Source organism: Streptomyces sp. NPDC050528 (assembly GCF_044457795.1).
Classification (GTDB): Bacteria; Actinomycetota; Actinomycetes; order Streptomycetales; family Streptomycetaceae; genus Streptomyces.
This window is the reverse complement of the sequence record NZ_JBITHH010000001.1, coordinates 795,083-811,431: the sequence shown is the minus strand read 5'-3', so window position 1 is coordinate 811,431 and position 16,349 is coordinate 795,083. Positions and strand designations below refer to the sequence as shown.

At 69.4% G+C, this 16,349-nt stretch carries 18 protein-coding genes; 12 read left to right on the top strand and 6 right to left on the bottom strand.

Going from position 1 to position 16,349, the window contains the following annotated elements:
• The first annotated feature begins 169 nt into the window (after positions 1 to 169).
• On the top strand, positions 170 to 778 hold the full coding sequence (locus tag ACIBK4_RS03715; RefSeq protein WP_398991743.1) for a TetR/AcrR family transcriptional regulator: 609 nt from the start codon (positions 170 to 172) through the stop codon (positions 776 to 778).
• Between the two features lie 23 nt (positions 779 to 801).
• Here the strand turns inward: ACIBK4_RS03715 and ACIBK4_RS03710 are convergent, their stop codons facing one another.
• The 4 genes from ACIBK4_RS03710 to ACIBK4_RS03695 form a co-directional block, all read right to left on the bottom strand.
• Positions 802 to 1,125 (bottom strand): multidrug efflux SMR transporter, encoded by a 324-nt coding sequence (locus tag ACIBK4_RS03710; protein WP_033282057.1) that lies wholly within the window; start codon positions 1,123 to 1,125, stop codon positions 802 to 804.
• Positions 1,126 to 1,211: 86 nt separating this feature from the next.
• A complete protein-coding gene (rsgA, locus tag ACIBK4_RS03705) occupies positions 1,212 to 2,222 on the bottom strand; it encodes a ribosome small subunit-dependent GTPase A (protein WP_398991740.1) in 1,011 nt (336 codons plus the stop codon).
• A 12-nt stretch (positions 2,223 to 2,234) separates the two neighbouring features.
• Complete coding sequence (aroA, locus tag ACIBK4_RS03700) at positions 2,235 to 3,563, bottom strand: 3-phosphoshikimate 1-carboxyvinyltransferase (RefSeq protein WP_398991738.1); 1,329 nt, start codon at positions 3,561 to 3,563, stop codon at positions 2,235 to 2,237.
• 123 nt (positions 3,564 to 3,686) lie between these two features.
• On the bottom strand, positions 3,687 to 4,409 hold the full coding sequence (locus tag ACIBK4_RS03695; RefSeq protein ID WP_366433846.1) for a M50 family metallopeptidase: 723 nt from the start codon (positions 4,407 to 4,409) through the stop codon (positions 3,687 to 3,689).
• A 50-nt stretch (positions 4,410 to 4,459) separates the two neighbouring features.
• Here ACIBK4_RS03695 and ACIBK4_RS03690 point away from each other — a divergent pair, with 50 nt between their 5' ends.
• The 10 genes from ACIBK4_RS03690 to ACIBK4_RS03645 all read left to right on the top strand — a co-directional run bounded on the left by ACIBK4_RS03690 (position 4,460) and on the right by ACIBK4_RS03645 (position 14,603).
• Entirely contained in the window at positions 4,460 to 5,275 is an 816-nt protein-coding gene (locus ACIBK4_RS03690; RefSeq protein WP_398991736.1) for an SOS response-associated peptidase, read from the top strand.
• A 19-nt stretch (positions 5,276 to 5,294) separates the two neighbouring features.
• The gene (locus ACIBK4_RS03685; protein ID WP_398991734.1) at positions 5,295 to 5,924 is read left to right on the top strand and encodes an alpha/beta family hydrolase; all 630 of its coding nucleotides are present in this window, start codon (positions 5,295 to 5,297) and stop codon (positions 5,922 to 5,924) included.
• A gap of 236 nt (positions 5,925 to 6,160) precedes the next feature.
• On the top strand, positions 6,161 to 6,853 hold the full coding sequence (sigR, locus tag ACIBK4_RS03680; protein ID WP_033282150.1) for an RNA polymerase sigma factor SigR: 693 nt from the start codon (positions 6,161 to 6,163) through the stop codon (positions 6,851 to 6,853).
• Positions 6,850 to 7,152, top strand: coding sequence for a mycothiol system anti-sigma-R factor (rsrA, locus tag ACIBK4_RS03675; protein WP_366433849.1), 303 nt, complete (start codon positions 6,850 to 6,852; stop codon positions 7,150 to 7,152). Before sigR ends, rsrA begins: the two co-directional genes overlap by 4 nt.
• Before the next feature lie 136 nt (positions 7,153 to 7,288).
• Positions 7,289 to 8,596 (top strand): HD-GYP domain-containing protein, encoded by a 1,308-nt coding sequence (locus ACIBK4_RS03670; protein ID WP_398991732.1) that lies wholly within the window; start codon positions 7,289 to 7,291, stop codon positions 8,594 to 8,596.
• A gap of 6 nt (positions 8,597 to 8,602) precedes the next feature.
• Positions 8,603 to 9,853 carry an HD-GYP domain-containing protein gene (locus ACIBK4_RS03665; protein WP_398991730.1) on the top strand — a complete coding sequence of 417 codons (1,251 nt, stop codon included), beginning with the start codon at positions 8,603 to 8,605 and terminating at the stop codon, positions 9,851 to 9,853.
• Positions 9,854 to 9,957: 104 nt separating this feature from the next.
• The gene (locus tag ACIBK4_RS03660) at positions 9,958 to 10,938 is read left to right on the top strand and encodes a tetratricopeptide repeat domain-containing protein (RefSeq protein ID WP_033282065.1); all 981 of its coding nucleotides are present in this window, start codon (positions 9,958 to 9,960) and stop codon (positions 10,936 to 10,938) included.
• A 252-nt stretch (positions 10,939 to 11,190) separates the two neighbouring features.
• Entirely contained in the window at positions 11,191 to 11,841 is a 651-nt protein-coding gene (gene def, locus ACIBK4_RS03655; protein ID WP_393763249.1) for a peptide deformylase, read from the top strand.
• A gap of 297 nt (positions 11,842 to 12,138) precedes the next feature.
• The gene (cyc1, locus tag ACIBK4_RS03650; RefSeq protein ID WP_398991727.1) at positions 12,139 to 13,236 is read left to right on the top strand and encodes an epi-isozizaene synthase; all 1,098 of its coding nucleotides are present in this window, start codon (positions 12,139 to 12,141) and stop codon (positions 13,234 to 13,236) included.
• Entirely contained in the window at positions 13,233 to 14,603 is a 1,371-nt protein-coding gene (locus tag ACIBK4_RS03645) for a cytochrome P450 (protein ID WP_398991725.1), read from the top strand. Before cyc1 ends, ACIBK4_RS03645 begins: the two co-directional genes overlap by 4 nt.
• Positions 14,604 to 14,620: 17 nt before the next feature.
• Here ACIBK4_RS03645 and ACIBK4_RS03640 read toward each other — a convergent pair whose 3' ends face one another.
• Positions 14,621 to 15,583, bottom strand: coding sequence for a GlxA family transcriptional regulator (locus ACIBK4_RS03640; protein WP_398991723.1), 963 nt, complete (start codon positions 15,581 to 15,583; stop codon positions 14,621 to 14,623).
• Between the two features lie 87 nt (positions 15,584 to 15,670).
• Here ACIBK4_RS03640 and ACIBK4_RS03635 point away from each other — a divergent pair, with 87 nt between their 5' ends.
• Positions 15,671 to 15,835, top strand: a complete 165-nt coding sequence (locus ACIBK4_RS03635) for a hypothetical protein (protein WP_398991721.1) — start codon at positions 15,671 to 15,673, stop codon at positions 15,833 to 15,835.
• Here the strand turns inward: ACIBK4_RS03635 and ACIBK4_RS03630 are convergent.
• A complete protein-coding gene (locus tag ACIBK4_RS03630; RefSeq protein WP_398991719.1) occupies positions 15,810 to 16,271 on the bottom strand; it encodes a hypothetical protein in 462 nt (153 codons plus the stop codon). The two genes, ACIBK4_RS03635 and ACIBK4_RS03630, sit on opposite strands and share 26 nt — an antisense overlap.
• Positions 16,272 to 16,349: the final 78 nt, after the last annotated feature.

The following is a 16,349-nucleotide window of genomic DNA, read 5'->3' as shown; positions in this document are numbered from 1 at the left end:
GTGGGCGAAACGGGAGGTGGGGGACCATCGCGTCCCTCCCTGAGCGGCACTCCTCCCTCAACTCCCGCGCGCAATGGCCGAAGTGCGCCCCCTGGCGCCGCCGCGAACCCTTGACAGTGCCCCCGTGCGCGTCAAATCTGGGCGCAGAGCCGCTCGCCCCGGGAGGCGAATGATGCCTGCAGCGCGGGAATCCCTGCTGGACGCCGCCTATACGGCACTGGCGCGCCGGTCGTGGTCCACCGTACGGATGGTGGACGTGGCCGCTGCCGCCGGAGTGTCCCGGCAGACGCTGTACAACGAGTTCGGGAGCAAGGAGGGGCTCGCGCGGGCGTTGGTCAGAAGGGAGGCCGACGGGTATCTCGTCGGCGTCGAGCGGGCGCTCGGGAGTCACAGCGACGCCCGCGAGCGGCTGACCGCGACCGCCGAGTGGACCGCGTCGGCGGCCCGCGAGAACGCGCTGGTACGGGCCATGCTCACCGGCTGCTGGAGCGAACGGCTGCCCTCGCCGACGCTGTCCGCGGTGCCGTCCTCCTCCGCCGTGCCGGCACAGCGCCGGGCCGACGGGCCGCTGCCCTCACCCGGTGACTTCGTGGCCGTCGTACGCGACCGTGCCGTGGCCGCGCTCGCCGGACCGGGGGCGGCCGCCAAGCCGGACACCACCGACCTGGCCCGGTCCTGCGAACTCGTCGTACGGCTGGCGCTGTCCTGTGTGGCGGCCCCGCCGGGGGAGGGCGGGGTCGGCGAACTCGTGCGCAGTGCGCTCGGCCCGGCCCAATAACTGCTGGGGTCGGCCCAATAACTTCAGTGCGCGGAGCCCGACAGCTGGAGTCCGATGACCCCGATGATGACGAAGCTGATCGACACGATCTTCAGGGTCGACACCAGGTCGCCGAGGAAGACCATGCCGTAGATCGCCGTGCCGGCCGCGCCGATGCCGGTCCAGACGGCGTAGGCGGGGCCCACGTCGAGCTTCTTCAGGGAGAGGGTCAGGAGGCCGAAACTGCCCAGGGCGAAGGAGCAGAAGGCGACCGTGGGCCACAGGCGGGTGAAGCCGTGGGACAGCTTCAGGCACACCGCGAACCCGGTCTCCAGAATCCCGGCCACGACAACCAGCAGCCACGCCATGTGCTGTCCTCCCGTTTGTCCGGCTCGGTGCGATTATGCACTTACCGAACTTGAGTCCCCACAAACACGCGGTGGTCAGCCGGTGATCAGTCGCCCTCGGTTCGCTCCCGGGTGGCCAGCAGCCGCCGTAGCGAATAGAGCCGTTGCGGGTCCGCGTGGCCGTCGGCCACCCACTGGTCCAGGGCGCAGTCCGGCTCGTCGTGGCTGCACGCGCGGGGGCAGTCGGCCGTGCCGGGCTCCAGGTCGGGGAAGGCCTTGATGACCCGGGACGGGTCCACGTGGTGCAGGCCGAAGGAACGGACGCCCGGGGTGTCGACGACCCAGCCCGAGTCGTCCGGCAGCGGGATCATGCGTGCCGAGGTCGTGGTGTGCCGGCCGCGGCCGGTGACGGCGTTGACGATGCCGGTGCTGCGTCGGCGCTCCAGCGAGACCAGCGCGTTGACGAGGGTCGTCTTGCCGACGCCGGAGTGGCCGACGAATGCCGTGATCTTGCCGTCCAGTTGCTTGCGGACCCGTTCCACCGCGGTGCCGTTCTCCAGCTCCTCGCGGCTCGTGACGACGTAGGGGACGCCCAACGCGCCGTACATCTCCAGGAGTTGGTCGGGGGAGGCCAGGTCCGACTTGGTCAGGACGAGGAGCGGGTCCAGGCCGCCGTCGTAGGCCGCGACCAGGCAGCGGTCGATGAGGCGGGGGCGCGGCTCGGGGTCGGCGAGGGCGGTGACGATGGCGAGCTGGTCGGCGTTGGCCACGACCACGCGCTCGTACGGGTCGTCGTCGTCGGCCGTGCGGCGCAGCACCGAGGTGCGCGGCTCGATGCGGATGATGCGGGCGAGGGTGTCCTTGTCGCCGGAGAGGTCGCCGATGATGCCGACGCGGTCACCGACCACGGCCGCCTTCCGGCCCAGTTCGCGGGCCTTGACGGCCATCACGACCCGGTCCTCGACCAGACAGGTCAGCCGGCCCCGGTCGACGGTGACGACCATGCCCTCGACCGCCTCCTCGTGCTTGGGGCGGATGTTGGTGCGCGGCCGGTTGCCCTTGCGGTTCGGGCGCTGGCGGATGTCGTCCTCGTCGGTGTTCTTGCCGTAGCGACGCATGGCGTGTGTCCCCTACGCCCCGTCGCTCCCGAGCATCCCGGTCCACAGGTCGGGGAAGTCCGGAAGGGTTTTCGCCGTCGTCGCCACGTTCTCGATCTGCACGCCCTCGACCGCGAGGCCGATGATCGCGCCCGCGGTGGCCATGCGGTGGTCCTCGTAGGTGTGGAAGATCCCGCCGTGCAGGCGGCGCGGGCGGATGTGCAGACCGTCGGCGGTCTCGGTCACGTCACCGCCCAGCTCGTTGATCTCCTTGGTGAGCGCGGCGAGCCGGTCCGTCTCGTGCAGGCGGAGGTGCGAGACGCCCCGCAGGGTCGAGGGGGAGTCCGCGAGGGCGGCCACGGCGGCGATACCCGGGGTCAGTTCGCCGACCTCGCCGAGGTCCACGTCGATGCCGTGAATGGCACCCGAACCGGTGAACTCCAGCCCGTACTCGGTGAGTTCGCAGGAACCACCCATCTCGGTGAAGATCTGCCGCAGGCGGTCACCGGGCTGGGTGGTCCGGGCCGGCCAGTCCGGTACGACGACCTTGCCGCCGGCGACGAGCGCGGCCGCGAGGAAGGGCTGGGCGTTCGACAGGTCCGGCTCGACGGTCAGGTCCCGGCCGAGCAGCGCACCCGGGGTCACCCGCCAGACGTTGGGTTCGCCGCCGGACTCCGGGGTGTCGACCTGGGCGCCGACCGCGCGGAGCATGTCGACCGTCATGCGGATGTGCGGCATCGAGGGGAGCGAGGAGCCGATGTGGCGGACCTCGACGCCCATGTTGAAGCGCGGGCCGGAGAGCAGCAGGGCGCTCACGAACTGGGACGAGGAAGACGCGTCGATCTCGACCGGGCCGCCGTCCAGGGCGCCGCCGCCGTGCACGGTCAGGGGGAGTGCGCCTCGGCCGTCGTCGTCGATGCGGGCGCCGAGGGTGCGGAGGGCGTCGATGACGCCGTTCAGGGGGCGTTCGTAGGAGCGCGGGTCGCCGTCGAAGCGGATGGGGCCGTCGGCCAGGGCGGCGACGGGGGGCAGGAAGCGCATCACCGTGCCCGCGTTGCCTACGTCCACCGTGGCCGGGCCGTGCAGGCCGGAGGGGATGACCCGCCAGAACTCTCCGGAGCCCTTCTCCGTGCCCACGCCCTCCTCGATGCCTACGCCCATTGCTCGGAGGGCGGCTGCCATGAGGAGGGTGTCTCGGGAGCGGAGGGGGCGGCGCAGCCAGCCGGGTTCGCTGGCTAGGGCTGCGAGTACCAGGGCGCGGTTGGTGACGGACTTGGACCCCGGGACGTGGACCGTCGCGTCGACGGCTCCGCGGGCGTGGGGAGCGGGCCAGAGGGCGGTTTGGTCGTTGTTCGGGGCCATGGGGTCACTGTATAAGGAGGCCGTCTTTCGAGTGCTGCGCCGTCGTGGCTGGTCGCGCCCACGCGGCGGAGCCGCAAATAGATACAGCCCCGCGCCGTTTGTGACTCGCCCCTTCGGGGCGCGTCATAGCTCCAGTAGCCACCTGCCTCCGCCTATGAGCGAGCAGAGGGAGACCAGGTGGAACAGGAAGAACCACAGGCCTGCCGGTACATGGGTCAGGCGGGCCAACTGGTCTGCGTCGGAGTCGCCTGCGCCGCCCCTTGCCCTCTTTGCCTGGAGCTCGAAAGCTGGGCGGACTCCGCCCAGCAACAGGAACCAGACCACCGCGTACGCGAAGGCTGCCTGTACTTGGGGGCCCGTCAGCCAGGAGACGAGCAGGAAGGCTGCGCCGCTGAGGATGACCGTGAGGGCGCCGTAGGCGTTGCGGATCATGACCAGCATGGCTATCAGGAGCAGGGTCGAGAGCCAGAGGAGGAGCGTGATGTGGCCGGCGCCCAAGAGGGCCGCGCCGCCCAGGCCCAGGAGTGGGGGAGCCGTGTAGCCGGCCGCCGCCGTGAGGATCATGCCCAGGCCGTGGGGCTTGCCTCGGCTGACCGTGAGGCCGCTGGTGTCGGAGTGGAGGCGGATGCCGGTGAGGGTGCGGCCGGTGAGCAGGGCCACCAGGCCGTGGCCGCCCTCGTGGGCGATGGTGATGGCATTGCGGGAGAGGCGCCACAGACGGTGTGGGACGACCACGGCCAGCGCGGCGACCATGGTGGCGATCACCACCCACAGGTCGGGGTCCGGCTGGCTGCCGAAGACCTCGTCCCAGAGGGCGCTGAACGAGGTGATTGCGGTGCTGTCCATTGGTGGCGGAGGCTCCCGTGGGTGTCGTCGAATCTGGCAGTCTGGCACGTATGTGCGGACGGTATGCAGCGAGTCGTGGGCCCGAGGATCTCGCAGGAGTCTTTGAGATCGAGAAGTGGGAGCCCGAGGAGGTTCTGGCCCCCGACTACAACGTGGCCCCGACCAAAGAGGTCTATGCAGTCCTCGACCGTCCACTTAAGGACGCGGACAGTCCTGTGCCGGTTCGCCAGCTGCGCAAGCTCAAGTGGGGGCTCGTGCCGAGCTGGTCGAAGACGCCCGAGGGCGGTGCGCGGATGATCAACGCGCGTGCCGAGACCGTGCACGAGAAACCCTCGTACCGTCGCGCCTTCTCGACCCGGCGCTGCATCATCCCCGCCGACGGCTACTACGAGTGGGTCACCGCCAAGGACGAACGGGAGCTGGAGGTCGAGGGCAAGAAGAAGCGGCAGCGCAAGCAGCCGTACTTCGTGCTGCCCGCCGACGGTTCGGTCTTCGCGATGGCCGGGCTGTACGAGTTCTGGCGGGACCGGACCCTGCCCGACGACCATCCGCTGGCCTGGTGGGTCACCTGCTCGGTGATCACTACCGAGGCGGAGACGACCCCGCTGGCGGTCGCCCCGGACGAGGGGCCGCGCGCATTGGCCGACATCCATCCCCGGATGCCGTTGATGCTCACCCCGGACCGCTGGGACTCCTGGCTCGACCCCTCCCGCACCGACCCGGACGACCTGCGCGAGCTGCTCGCCCCGCCGCCCGCCGGGCTGATGCGCGCGTACCCGGTGTCCACGGCCGTCAGCAACGTCCGCAACAACGGGCCGGAGCTGCTGAAGGAGCTGGAGGGGCCCGAGGAGGGCACACTCTTCTGATGTGACGGATGCGACAGGCGTGACTACAGAGGCAATTGAGACCGATGCGGGGACCGCCCGCGTCACCTGGCACACGGCCGAGAAGGCGCGGCTCGTCCTCGCCGTCAGTCATGGCGCGGGCGGCGGCATCGAGGCACGGGATCTGCAAGCCCTCGCTGCCGTGCTCCCTGAGCACCGCGTCACCGTCGCGCTCGTCGAGCAGCCGTGGCGGGTCGCCGGGAAGAAGGTGGCACCGGCGCCGAAGACGCTGGACGTGGGGTGGCGGGGGATCTGGGCGGCGGTCGCGAAGCCGGGGCTGCCGGTGGTTTCCGGGGGCCGTAGCGCGGGAGCCCGCGTGGCCTGTCGTACGGCTACGGAGCTGGGTGCCGCTGCCGTGCTCGCCCTGAGTTTTCCGCTGCATCCGCCGGGCAAGCCGGAGAAGTCGCGGGCCGCCGAACTGCTCGGGGCCGGGGTGCCCACGCTCGTCGTGCAGGGCGGGAACGATCCGTTCGGGAGGCCGGCGGAATTCCCCAAGGGCGACTTCGGGCTGGTCGAGGTGCCGTACGGCGATCATGGGTTCGCGGTGCCGAAGCGGGCGGAGACCGGGCAGGACGAGGCGCTGGAGATCATCACGGGGCGCGTGGTGGAGTGGACTCGAACACTGGGGTAAGGGGCGGGAATGTCGGGGCCCTTACCACTGTTGTGGCGGACATAGACAGTCGTAGAAAGGAAGTCCGCCGCATGGGTTCGACCTTCTGCCCGAGTCGCAACAGCCGCACTGACCTGGACTGGACGGTGCTGCGTGCGGCCAAGGCCACCCCCATTGGGGCGGCGGGCGGACCGGATCGTCGTCTATCCTCCGATTCTGGTGGCATCGGCTTCGGCGCCACCCGGAATCTTGAGGAGGTGGGTCCGGTTCCCGGTACCGACGCAGGGACCGAACACGGCCAGGCGGAGCAGCCCGAGGGCCAGGGCACGAGCGAGGTCACAGCGGAATCGACCTCGGAGCGCAGCGCGCGCTTCGAGCGGGACGCGCTCGAATTCCTCGACCAGATGTACTCGGCCGCGCTGCGCATGACCCGCAATCCGGCCGACGCCGAGGACCTGGTGCAGGAGACGTACGCGAAGGCGTACGCGTCCTTCCACCAGTTCCGTGAGGGCACCAACCTCAAGGCGTGGCTGTACCGGATTCTCACCAACACGTTCATCAACTCGTACCGCAAGAAGCAGCGTGAACCCCAGCGCTCCGCGGCCGAGGAGATCGAGGACTGGCAGCTCGCGCGTGCCGAGTCGCACATGTCGACCGGTCTGCGCTCCGCCGAGTCGCAGGCGCTCGACCACCTGCCCGACTCGGACGTGAAGGAAGCGCTCCAGGCGATCCCCGAGGAATTCCGCATCGCCGTCTATCTCGCGGACGTCGAGGGCTTTGCGTACAAGGAGATCGCGGACATCATGGGGACACCCATCGGTACGGTGATGTCCCGGCTGCACCGCGGCCGTCGTCAACTGCGCGGCATGCTTGAGGACTACGCGCGTGACCGCGGACTGGTCCCGGCCGGCGCCGGAGAGTCGAACGAAGCGAAAGGCTCGGGCTCATGAGCTGCGGAGAGCCGCACGAAACGGACTGCAGTGAGGTCCTCGACCATCTCTACGAGTTCCTCGACAGCGAGATGCCGGACGTGGACCGCGCCAAGTTCAAGCAGCACTTCACGGAGTGCTCGCCGTGCCTGGAGAAGTACGGGCTCGAAGAGGCCGTGAAGAAGCTGGTCAAGCGGTGCTGCGGGCAGGACGACGTACCGACCGACCTGCGCGCCAAGGTCCTGGGACGGCTCGATCTGATCCGTTCCGGGCAGACCGTGCCCGAGCACGATCTGACGGCCGCCCCGCAGGAGTCCTGACCGTTTCACGGCCTTTTCCTGAACGGGCGATCGTCACTCGAACGTGCTAATCCGCGGGTGATACGCCCGCAGCCCGCCCCCGACCGCCCTAGGCTCCTCGGCCTGGACAGGCATGGTCGGGGGAAGGGCGTCAGCCATGGAGGCGACACCGGCACGGGTACGTGCGTACGTCGTCTGTGTCGTCGTCGGCGCCCTGTGGTGTCTGCTTCCGCTGCCGACCGTCCACACACCCTGGTGGGCGGTCGCGCTGCTGGCCGCGCTCTACGCCGGCTGCGAGCAGGTCGCCCGCCGCCGCTTCGCGGGCACGTTCTACCCGGTGCTGCTCGCCGCCGCCTTCCTCCTCCCGCCCCCGGCCGCCACGCTCGTGCCGCTGCCGGGGGCGCTGTTCTCCCGCGTCGAACAGGGCTCGCCCTGGCTGCGGCGGAGCTGGCGGGCCGCGCAGCTCGCCCTGAGCGTGTGGGCGGCGGCACGTGTGCACTGGGCGCTGGGCGGGCGGAACGCCGTCGTCGCGTCCGACTTCCCGTACGCGCTGGTGCCCGCCCTGGCCGCCGTCCTCGCCTTCTGCCTGGTCCTCACCGTCCTCGACGGCGGGATTCTCGCGCTGGCCGAGCGGATGCCCGTACGGCGCGCCTGGCGCGGGCTGTTTCTACGGTCCCTGGCGCCCATCGGCGTGCACGGGCTCGCCGGGCTGATGATGGCCGTCCTGTGGCGCAGCCCCTACGGCCCCGTCGCCGCGCTGCTCGTGCTGTTGCCGATGGGGGTGTCCTGGTGGGTGTTCGCCCAGTACCACCAGGAGCGTGCCGCGCATCAGGCCACCATCCGTGCCCTCGTCCAGGCCGTCGACATCAAGGACGGGTACACCCGCGGGCACAGTGAGCGGGTCGGGCAGGCGTCGATGATGATCGCGCGCGAGCTCGGCATGGACGACTCACGGGTCGAAGTGCTCCGCTTCGCCGGGATCCTGCACGACGTGGGGAAGCTGGGCGTTCCTACGCGGTTGCTCCGCAAGGACGGGCCGCTCACTCCCGAGGAGCGGCGGGTCATCGAACTGCATCCCGAGTACGGGCACGAGATGGTGCGCGGGATCGGTTTCCTGGGGGAGGCCCGTGCGGCTGTCCTGCACCACCACGAACGGTTGGACGGGAGTGGGTATCCCTACGGGCTGTTGGGGAGTCAGATCCCGGAGTCCGCGCGGGTAGTTGCCGTCGCCGACGCCTTCGACGCGATGACGTCCACGAGGTCCTACCGGAGAGCTCGGCCGGTGTCTGTCGCGCTGGAGGAACTGTCGCGTTGTGCCGGTACGCAGTTCGACCCGTTGATGGTCACGGCGTTGGTGCGGGCGCTCGGGCGGTGTGGGTGGCATCCCTCGGTAACAGCTGACGAGGTCCAGTCGTCCATTGTTTTCCCACCCAGCCCGCCCGTTTCCAGTGTGTTGAGGGGTTGACCTCCCATGCCCTCCACCCGACCCCCCTTCACCCTCACCCTCATCCACACCTCCGCCGCCCTCCTCGCCACCACCTCCCTCGCCCTCACCCTCTGGACCGGCCTCGAAGAACCCTCCGTCGCCCTCGCCTTCGGAGTCCTCGTAGCCGTAGGCGAGTTGAGCCGATGGAACGGCACAACCGGCCTCAGAGAAACCGCCCCGCTAGGCGCCGCAGGCGCCCTCTCCTACGCCCTCCTCGGCGCCGACGCCGGCCACCCCACCCACCACGGCGTCTTCCAGACCGTCACCGTGGTGGTCGCCGCCGCCCTCGTCGGCTGCGTCCCGCACATCGCCCGCGGCCACAGCCGCACCCCCGACCACATGGCCCGCCGCATCCTGACCGTCGGCTTCGCGGCCGTCTGCTTCCAACCCCTGTACAACCAGGGCGTGTTCAGACACTGGGGAGGCCCCGCCTACGCCCTGCTCCTCCTCGCGCTCCTCTCCCTCACCGCGCTCTGCGACGCCGTACTCGCCGCCGCGCTCGCGCACTCGCGGACCCGGTGGCCGTTCGGGCCGCTGCTGCGGGACGAGCTGCGGGGGATGCCCGGGATCGGGTCGGCGGTGTGTGCGACCGGCGCGGTGATGGCGCTGGCGGTCGCCGTCGTGGGGCTGTGGGCGCTGCCCGTGTTCTCGCTGCCGCTGCTGCTCACCCAGCTGTCCTTCCGGCGGTACGCGGCCGTACGGGACACCTACCGGCAGACCATCGCCTCCCTCGCCCGGTCCACCGAGATAGCCGGTTACACGCCTGCCGGGCATGCCCGCCGGGTCGCCGCGCTGTGTCAGGCGGTCGGGCGGGACCTGGGGCTGTCCGAGCCCGACCTCACCGTCCTGGAGTACGCCGCCCTGATGCACGACATCGGCCAGCTCAGCCTCGTCGACCCGGTACCGGCCGGCGCCACCGCCGTACTCCCGGCGGAGGAGCAGCGGCGGATAGCGCTGCTCGGCGGGGCCGTCGTACGGCAGACCGGGGTGAGTCCTCAGGTGGCGGCCGTCGTGGAGCGGCAGGCCGACCCGTGCCGGGAGCAGCCGTTGTCCGCGCGGATCGTCCGGGCCGTGAACGCGTACGAGGAGAAAACCCGGGCAGGCGGCCCCGGCGGGCCTCTTCAGGCGCTGGAGGAGCTGCGCCTCGGGACCGCCGGGGACTACGCTCCCGAGGTCGTGGAAGCACTGGCCCGGGTACTGTCCCGGGACTGTCTGACCTTGCCTTCGGCTGGGTAACCCATGGGTAATGAGCGCCCTTCCAGTCGTACGTGGTTGGATGCGAAGAAGAGGGTGTCCGGGGGCATGGCCAGCCCACTGAACGGAACTGGCAGGCGGGAATCGTGAGGATCTTCGGCAAGGGACGGCACCGGCCCTCCGCCTCCTGGCGGCAGGCCACAGACCGCGCGTTCACGCTGATCGGCGACGGTCGGTACGAGGACGCGGGCGCGCTGCTGACGCGGGCCGCCGATCTGGAGCCCTGGCTGTCCGAGTCCTGGTTCAATCTCGCGCTTCTGCACAAGTTCCGGCACGACTGGGAGCAGGCGCGGGCTGCGGGGCTGCGGGCGGTCGCGCTGCTGGACCGGGAGGCGGGTGCGCCTGACTGGTGGAACGTCGGTATCGCGGCCACCGCGCTCCAGGACTGGCCGCTGGCTCGGCGGGCCTGGCAGGCGTATGGGCTGCGGGTGCCGGGTGGGGTCACCGGGGCGGGTGAGCCGGCCGGGATGGATCTCGGCAGCGCTGCCGTACGGCTCTCTCCCGAGGGTGAGGCCGAGGTTGTGTGGGGGCGGCGGCTGGATCCCGCCCGTATTGAGGTGCTGTCCATTCCGCTTCCCTCGTCCGGGCGGCGGTGGGGTGAGGTTGTGCTCCACGACGGCGTGCCGCACGGGGAGCGGACCACTGCCGCCGGGCATTCGTATCCCGTGTTCGACGAGATCGAGTTGTGGGCGCCGTCTCCTGTGCCTACGTGGGTTGTGCTGCTGGAGGCTGCGGCCGAGGCCGACCGGGATGCGTTGGAGCAGTTGGCGGCGGATGCGGGGTTCGCGGCGGAGGACTGGTCGTCTTCCGTGCGGTTGTTGTGCCGGATGTGTTCTGAGTCCCGGATGCCTTCCGATGAGGGTGACGGGGAGCATCTTGATCCGCACGATCACAGTGAGCCGGGGCATCCTGGGCCGCTGGGGCATCGGACGGACGGGCAGTTGTGGGTGCCGGAGCGGGAGTGTGGGTTGGCTGCGCCGGCGTCGCTCGTGCGGGGGTTGTTGGACGGGTGGGTTGCCGACAGCCCTGACTCTCGGGACTGGCGGGATTTGGAAGAGGTCTGCTGAGGTCGGTGGGCGGGTGCGGCGCCGTCGTGGCTGTCGCGCAGTTCCCCGCGCCCCTAAAAGACAGGGCGTTGTCGCTGGTCGCGCTCGCGCGGCGGAGCCGCACATCGACACAGCCCCGCGCCCCTTAAAGACAAAGACGGGGCGTTGTCATGGCCGCCTGCCTGTCCGCACAGCCCCGCGCCTCCCGAAGAACTCCACGTACCCTGTATCAGCAACTTCTCCCCCCTTGGCTTTAGGAAGGCGTTCGTCGGCATGGCGCAGCAGGACACCGATCAGCAGCACGTGGGCGTGCTCCCCGTGGATGACGAGGGGTTCGTCATCGACACCGAGGGGACCGAGGAGCGTGAGGCGGCCTGGCGGGAGCGGGGGGTCTCGCGGGCGATCACGGTCGTCGGGAATCCGGTGCTGCACAAGGAGTGCAGGGACGTCACCGACTTCGGTGCGGAGCTGGAGACACTGGTGGCGGACATGTTCGCCTCGCAGCGCACCGCCGAGGGCGTCGGCCTCGCCGCCAACCAGGTCGGTGTCGATCTCAAGGTCTTCGTCTACGACTGCATGGACGACGAGGGCAAACGGCACGTCGGTGTCGTCTGCAATCCGAAGCTCGTCGATCTGCCCGCCGACAAGCGGCATCTCGACGAGAGCAATGAGGGATGTCTGTCCGTGCCCACCGCGTATGCGCCGCTCGCGCGGCCCGACTACGCCGAGGTGACCGGGCAGGACGAGAAGGGCAACCCGATCAAGGTCCGCGGCACCGGCTACTTCGCTCGGTGTTTGCAGCACGAGACCGATCACCTCTACGGCTACCTCTACATCGACCGGCTCTCCAAGCGTGACCGCAAGGACGCGCTGCGGCAGATGGCCGAGAACGAGCCCCGCTACCCCGTGGTCGCCAACGACTGATCCGGCCGACCCCAGCGGTCGACCCGTCTCCCTTACGTACGGCGTCTGTTCAGGTGCAACTCCCTGACCAGGCGCCGTTCGTCTGTCCCTCGCACATTCGATCGTTTTCGCTCGTGTAGTGATCCAGAATCGGTCACGCAAGGGGAGATTCTCGGCACTTGGGGGTAGTGAAGGGAGCAAATCCGTTCCCAGAACGGTCAGTTGTGGTGCTGAATAGGAAGTGCGGGGATACGCAACGGCGCACGCCCGGCACAGCGGGAGGGGCGTGCGCAACTGGCGGCTGAGAGGGGTTTGTTCGTGCCTGCTTTCTCACACAGCACCACATCGACAACGGCAACGGTAACGACGGCGATCGCGGTACCACCGTCGCTCTCTCTCCCGGTGATCGAGGCGGCGTTTCCCCGGCAACTGCATCCGTATTGGCCGAGGCTCCAGGAGAAGACACGTGTCTGGCTGCTGGAAAAGCGCCTCATGCCGGCGGACAAGGTAAGGGAATATGCCGACGGTCTTTGCTACACGGACCTGATGGCCGGGTACTACTTGGGCGCACCGGACGAGGTGCTCCAGGCGATAGCGGACTACAGCGCGTGGTTCTTCGTCTGGGACGACCGCCACGACCGGGACATCGTGCACCAACGCCCCGACGCCTGGCGGCGGTTGAGGTTCCGGTTGCACGCTGCACTGGATTCACCACGGCACCATCTGCTCCACCCGGACCCCCTGGTCGCAGGGTTCGCCGACAGCATGATGCGGATCTACTCGTTCCTCCCCGACACCTGGAACGCGCGGTTCGCCCGGCACTTCCACGCGGTCATCGAGGCCTACGACCGTGAATTCCGCAACCGCACCGAGGGGACCGTCCCCACGGTCGAGGAATATCTCGCGTTGCGCCGGCTCACCTTCGCCCACTGGATCTGGACGGATCTCCTGGAGTTGAGCGCCGACTGCGAACTCCCGGACGGTGTGAGGAAACACCCGGCCTACCGAAAGGCGGCCCTGCTGAGCCAGGAATTCGCCGCCTGGTACAACGACCTCTGCTCCCTGCCCAAGGAAATCGCGGGCGACGAGGTCCACAATCTCGGCATCAGCCTCATCAAACACGAAGGGCTGACTCTCGAAGAAGCGGTCGCCGAACTGAGGCGCCGTATCGAGGAATGCATAGCCGAATTCCTGGAGGCGGAACGCGAGACGTTACGACTCGCCGCCCGGCTCGACGACGGAAGCGTGCGGGGAAAGGAACTGAGCGCGGCCGTACGGGCCAACCTCGGAAATATGCGGAACTGGTTCAGTTCCGTCTACTGGTTCCACCACGAGTCCGGCCGCTACATGGTCGACAGCTGGGACGACCGGTCCACACCCCCGTACGTCAACAACGAAGCGGCAGGTGAGAAATGACCGTCGAGTCTGTGAAGCCCGCTCCCCCCGAGGTGCCGGAGCTGATGGAGCCGCCCGTCGCGGGCGGCCGGGTCCCGCTTCTCGGCCACGGCTGGAAGCTGGTCCGCGACCCCCTGGCCTTCATGGCCCAACTCCGCGACCACGGCGACGTGGTGAGGCTCCGCCTCGGTCCCAAGACGGTCTACGCCGTCACCGCGCCCGCCCTCACCGGCGCCCTGGCCCTGAGCCCCGACTACATCATCGCGGGCCCGCTGTGGGAGTCCCTGGAGGGACTGCTCGGCAAGGAGGGCGTGGCCACGGCCAACGGGTCCCTGCACCGGCGCCAACGGCGCATCATCCAGCCCGCGTTCCGGCTCGACGCCATCCCCGCCTACGGCCCGATCATGGAGGAGGAGGCGCACGCGCTCACCGAGCGGTGGGCGTCCGGCGAGACGATCGACTGCACCTCCGAGTCCTTCCGGGTCGCCGTGCGGATCGCGGCCCGCTGTCTGCTGCGCGGCGACTTCATGGACGAGCGCGCCGAGCGGCTGTGCGTCGCGCTCGCCACCGTCTTCCGGGGCATGTACCGGCGGATGGTGGTACCGGCGGGACCGCTCTACCGGCTGCCCCTGCCGGCCAACCGCGAATTCAACCGGGCGCTGGCCGATTTGCATCTCCTCGTCGACGAGATCGTCGCCGAGCGGCGCGAATCTGGTCAAAAGCCGGACGATTTGCTGACGGCATTGCTGGAGGCGACGGACGAGAATGGCGAGCCCATCGGGGAACAGGAGATCCACGACCAGGTCGTCGCGATCCTCACCCCGGGAAGCGAAACAATCGCGTCCACGATCATGTGGCTGCTCCAGGTCCTCACCGAACACCCGGAACACGCCGACAAGGTGCGCGAAGAGGTCGAATCCGTGACGGGCGGCCGCCCGGTGGCATTCGACGACGTCCGGAAGCTGACGCACACCAACAATGTCGTCGTCGAGGCGATGCGCCTGCGTCCCGCCGTATGGATATTGACGCGACGGGCGGTCGCCGACACCGAACTGGGCGGCTATCGGATTCCGGCCGGGGCCGACATCATCTACAGCCCGTACGCGATCCAGCGCGACCCGCGTTCGTATGCGCACAACACGGAGTTCGACCCCGACCGCTGGCTTCCGGAACGGTCCAAGGACGTACCGAAGTTCGCCATGAGCCCGTTCAGCAACGGCAACCGGAAGTGTCCCAGCGACCACTTCTCGATGGCCCAACTGAGCCTGGTCACGGCGGCGGTGGCGACGAGGTACCGCTTCGAGCAGGTGTCCGGCTCCAACGACAGCACTCGCGTCGGCATCACGCTGCGCCCGTACCGGCTGCTGCTCAGGCCCGTGCCCAGGTGAGACGCGACGACGTACGTTCAGGCGGCTTCCGGGCCCCTGAACGTGCGTCGGTAGGCGTTCGGGGTGGTCCCGAGCGCCCGGACGAACTGGTGGCGCAGGGCGGGCGCGGTGCCGAAGCCGGCGCGCCAGGCGATCGCGTCCATCGTCTCGTCCGTCCCCTCCAGCAACTGCTGGGCCAGCAGCACCCGTTGACGCAGGATCCAGCGGTACGGCGTGGTCCCGGTCTCCTGCTGGAAGCGGCGGGCGAAGGTGCGCGGTGACATGAGGGCACGGGCGGCGAGCTGTTCGACGGTGACCTCCTGGTCGAGGTGTTCCGCCATCCACACCAGCACCTCGCCCACCGTGTCGCACTGCGAGCGCGGCAGCGGCCGCTCGATGTACTGGGCCTGACCGCCGTCGCGGTGCGGCGGTACGACCATGCGCCGGGCGATCGCGTTGGCGACCTCCGGCCCCTGTTCCTTGCGCACGATGTGCAGACACGCGTCGATACCGGCCGCGGTGCCCGCCGAGGTGATCACCGGGTCCGCGTCGACGTACAGCACATCCGGTTCTACGACGACCTTCGGGTACCGCCGGGCGAGCAGCTCGGCGTGGTGCCAGTGCACCGCGCACCGCCGCCCGTCCAGCAGCCCGGCGGCGGCCAGCACGAACACGCCCGAGCAGACGCTGAGCACCCGGGCACCCCGGTCCACGCCCCGTCGTAGGGCATCGAGGAGTTCCTCCGGGTACCGCCGGGCCGCGTAGGTCGCGCCGGCCGGTACGGCGATGAGGTCCGCGGTCTCCAGGCGTTCCAGGCCGTGCTTGACGGCCAGGGAGAAGCCCGCGTGGGTGGAGAGCTTCGGGCCCTCGGCCGAGGCGACGGCGAAGTCGTAGACCGGCAGCCCTTCGTCGCTGCGGTCGAGGCCGAACACCTCGCAGACCACGCCGAGTTCGAAGGGGTGCACTCCGTCGAGCAGGACCACGGCAACGTTTCTCAGCATGCTGCCAGTGTGCGCCCGGAGTGGCAGTAAATCGAGGGTGTACGGCAGTCCTGCCACTCACGGTAAGGAGTCAAAAGGACGAGACTCATGTCCATGAACACAGCCATGGACAACCTCATCGCCCTCCTCACCGTCGCCGGCATCTTCGTGGCCGTGACCTTCCCGTCGCTGCTCGGCATCGCGCACGACCGGCGCATCGACCGTCAGATCCGGACCGCCCACCGGATCATGGCTTCGACACCACGACGGTGACCGACCATTCCTGAATGCCCTTGCAGGAGATCTTGTGCGGCGCGGTCGCACACAGCGGCCGGGACGACGTGAGCTTCACGGTCCCGGCCGAGACCGCCTCGTAGGCGTTGCTCGCGTCGCCGGGCCGGATCAGGATCCCGCTGTTGGTGGCCTTCAGGCCGGTGCCGACGGTCTTCACCGGTGCCCAGGGCCGGGTGCCCGTCCCGTCCAGCAGGATGCGGACGGTGTTTCCGGTCGTCACACAGAACGTGCCGTTCGTGTCGCCCGCGGCGAGGGTCTCCTTCGCCGTACAGGCCGCCCGGCTCTTGCTCGGCGTGGGGGACGACGACGGCGAGACGCTGCCGCTGCCGGTGTCGGACTTCGTACCGCCGCAGCCCGCGAGGGCGAGCGCCAGGGTGGCGACGGCGAGGGACGGACCAAGAATCGATCGGCGCATGGGGGGCCTCCTTTGCCCCTTTGACGTGTCACGGACGCATCCGGATCCCTTGTGAGCAGTGAAATATCCGTGGACATG

Bases quoted from the DNA above. Each gene is read 5' to 3' on its own strand.
- ACIBK4_RS03715 (WP_398991743.1), top strand. From the start codon at position 170: ATGATGCCTGCAGCGCGGGAATCCCTGCTGGACGCCGCCTATACGGCA.
- ACIBK4_RS03710 (WP_033282057.1), bottom strand. From the start codon at position 1,125: ATGGCGTGGCTGCTGGTTGTCGTGGCCGGGATTCTGGAGACCGGGTTC.
- rsgA (WP_398991740.1), bottom strand. From the start codon at position 2,222: ATGCGTCGCTACGGCAAGAACACCGACGAGGACGACATCCGCCAGCGC.
- aroA (WP_398991738.1), bottom strand. From the start codon at position 3,563: ATGGCCCCGAACAACGACCAAACCGCCCTCTGGCCCGCTCCCCACGCC.
- ACIBK4_RS03695 (WP_366433846.1), bottom strand. From the start codon at position 4,409: ATGGACAGCACCGCAATCACCTCGTTCAGCGCCCTCTGGGACGAGGTC.
- ACIBK4_RS03690 (WP_398991736.1), top strand. From the start codon at position 4,460: ATGTGCGGACGGTATGCAGCGAGTCGTGGGCCCGAGGATCTCGCAGGA.
- rsrA (WP_366433849.1), top strand. From the start codon at position 6,850: ATGAGCTGCGGAGAGCCGCACGAAACGGACTGCAGTGAGGTCCTCGAC.
- ACIBK4_RS03670 (WP_398991732.1), top strand. From the start codon at position 7,289: ATGGAGGCGACACCGGCACGGGTACGTGCGTACGTCGTCTGTGTCGTC.
- ACIBK4_RS03665 (WP_398991730.1), top strand. From the start codon at position 8,603: ATGCCCTCCACCCGACCCCCCTTCACCCTCACCCTCATCCACACCTCC.
- def (WP_393763249.1), top strand. From the start codon at position 11,191: ATGGCGCAGCAGGACACCGATCAGCAGCACGTGGGCGTGCTCCCCGTG.
- ACIBK4_RS03645 (WP_398991725.1), top strand. From the start codon at position 13,233: ATGACCGTCGAGTCTGTGAAGCCCGCTCCCCCCGAGGTGCCGGAGCTG.
- ACIBK4_RS03640 (WP_398991723.1), bottom strand. From the start codon at position 15,583: ATGCTGAGAAACGTTGCCGTGGTCCTGCTCGACGGAGTGCACCCCTTC.
- ACIBK4_RS03635 (WP_398991721.1), top strand. From the start codon at position 15,671: ATGTCCATGAACACAGCCATGGACAACCTCATCGCCCTCCTCACCGTC.
- ACIBK4_RS03630 (WP_398991719.1), bottom strand. From the start codon at position 16,271: ATGCGCCGATCGATTCTTGGTCCGTCCCTCGCCGTCGCCACCCTGGCG.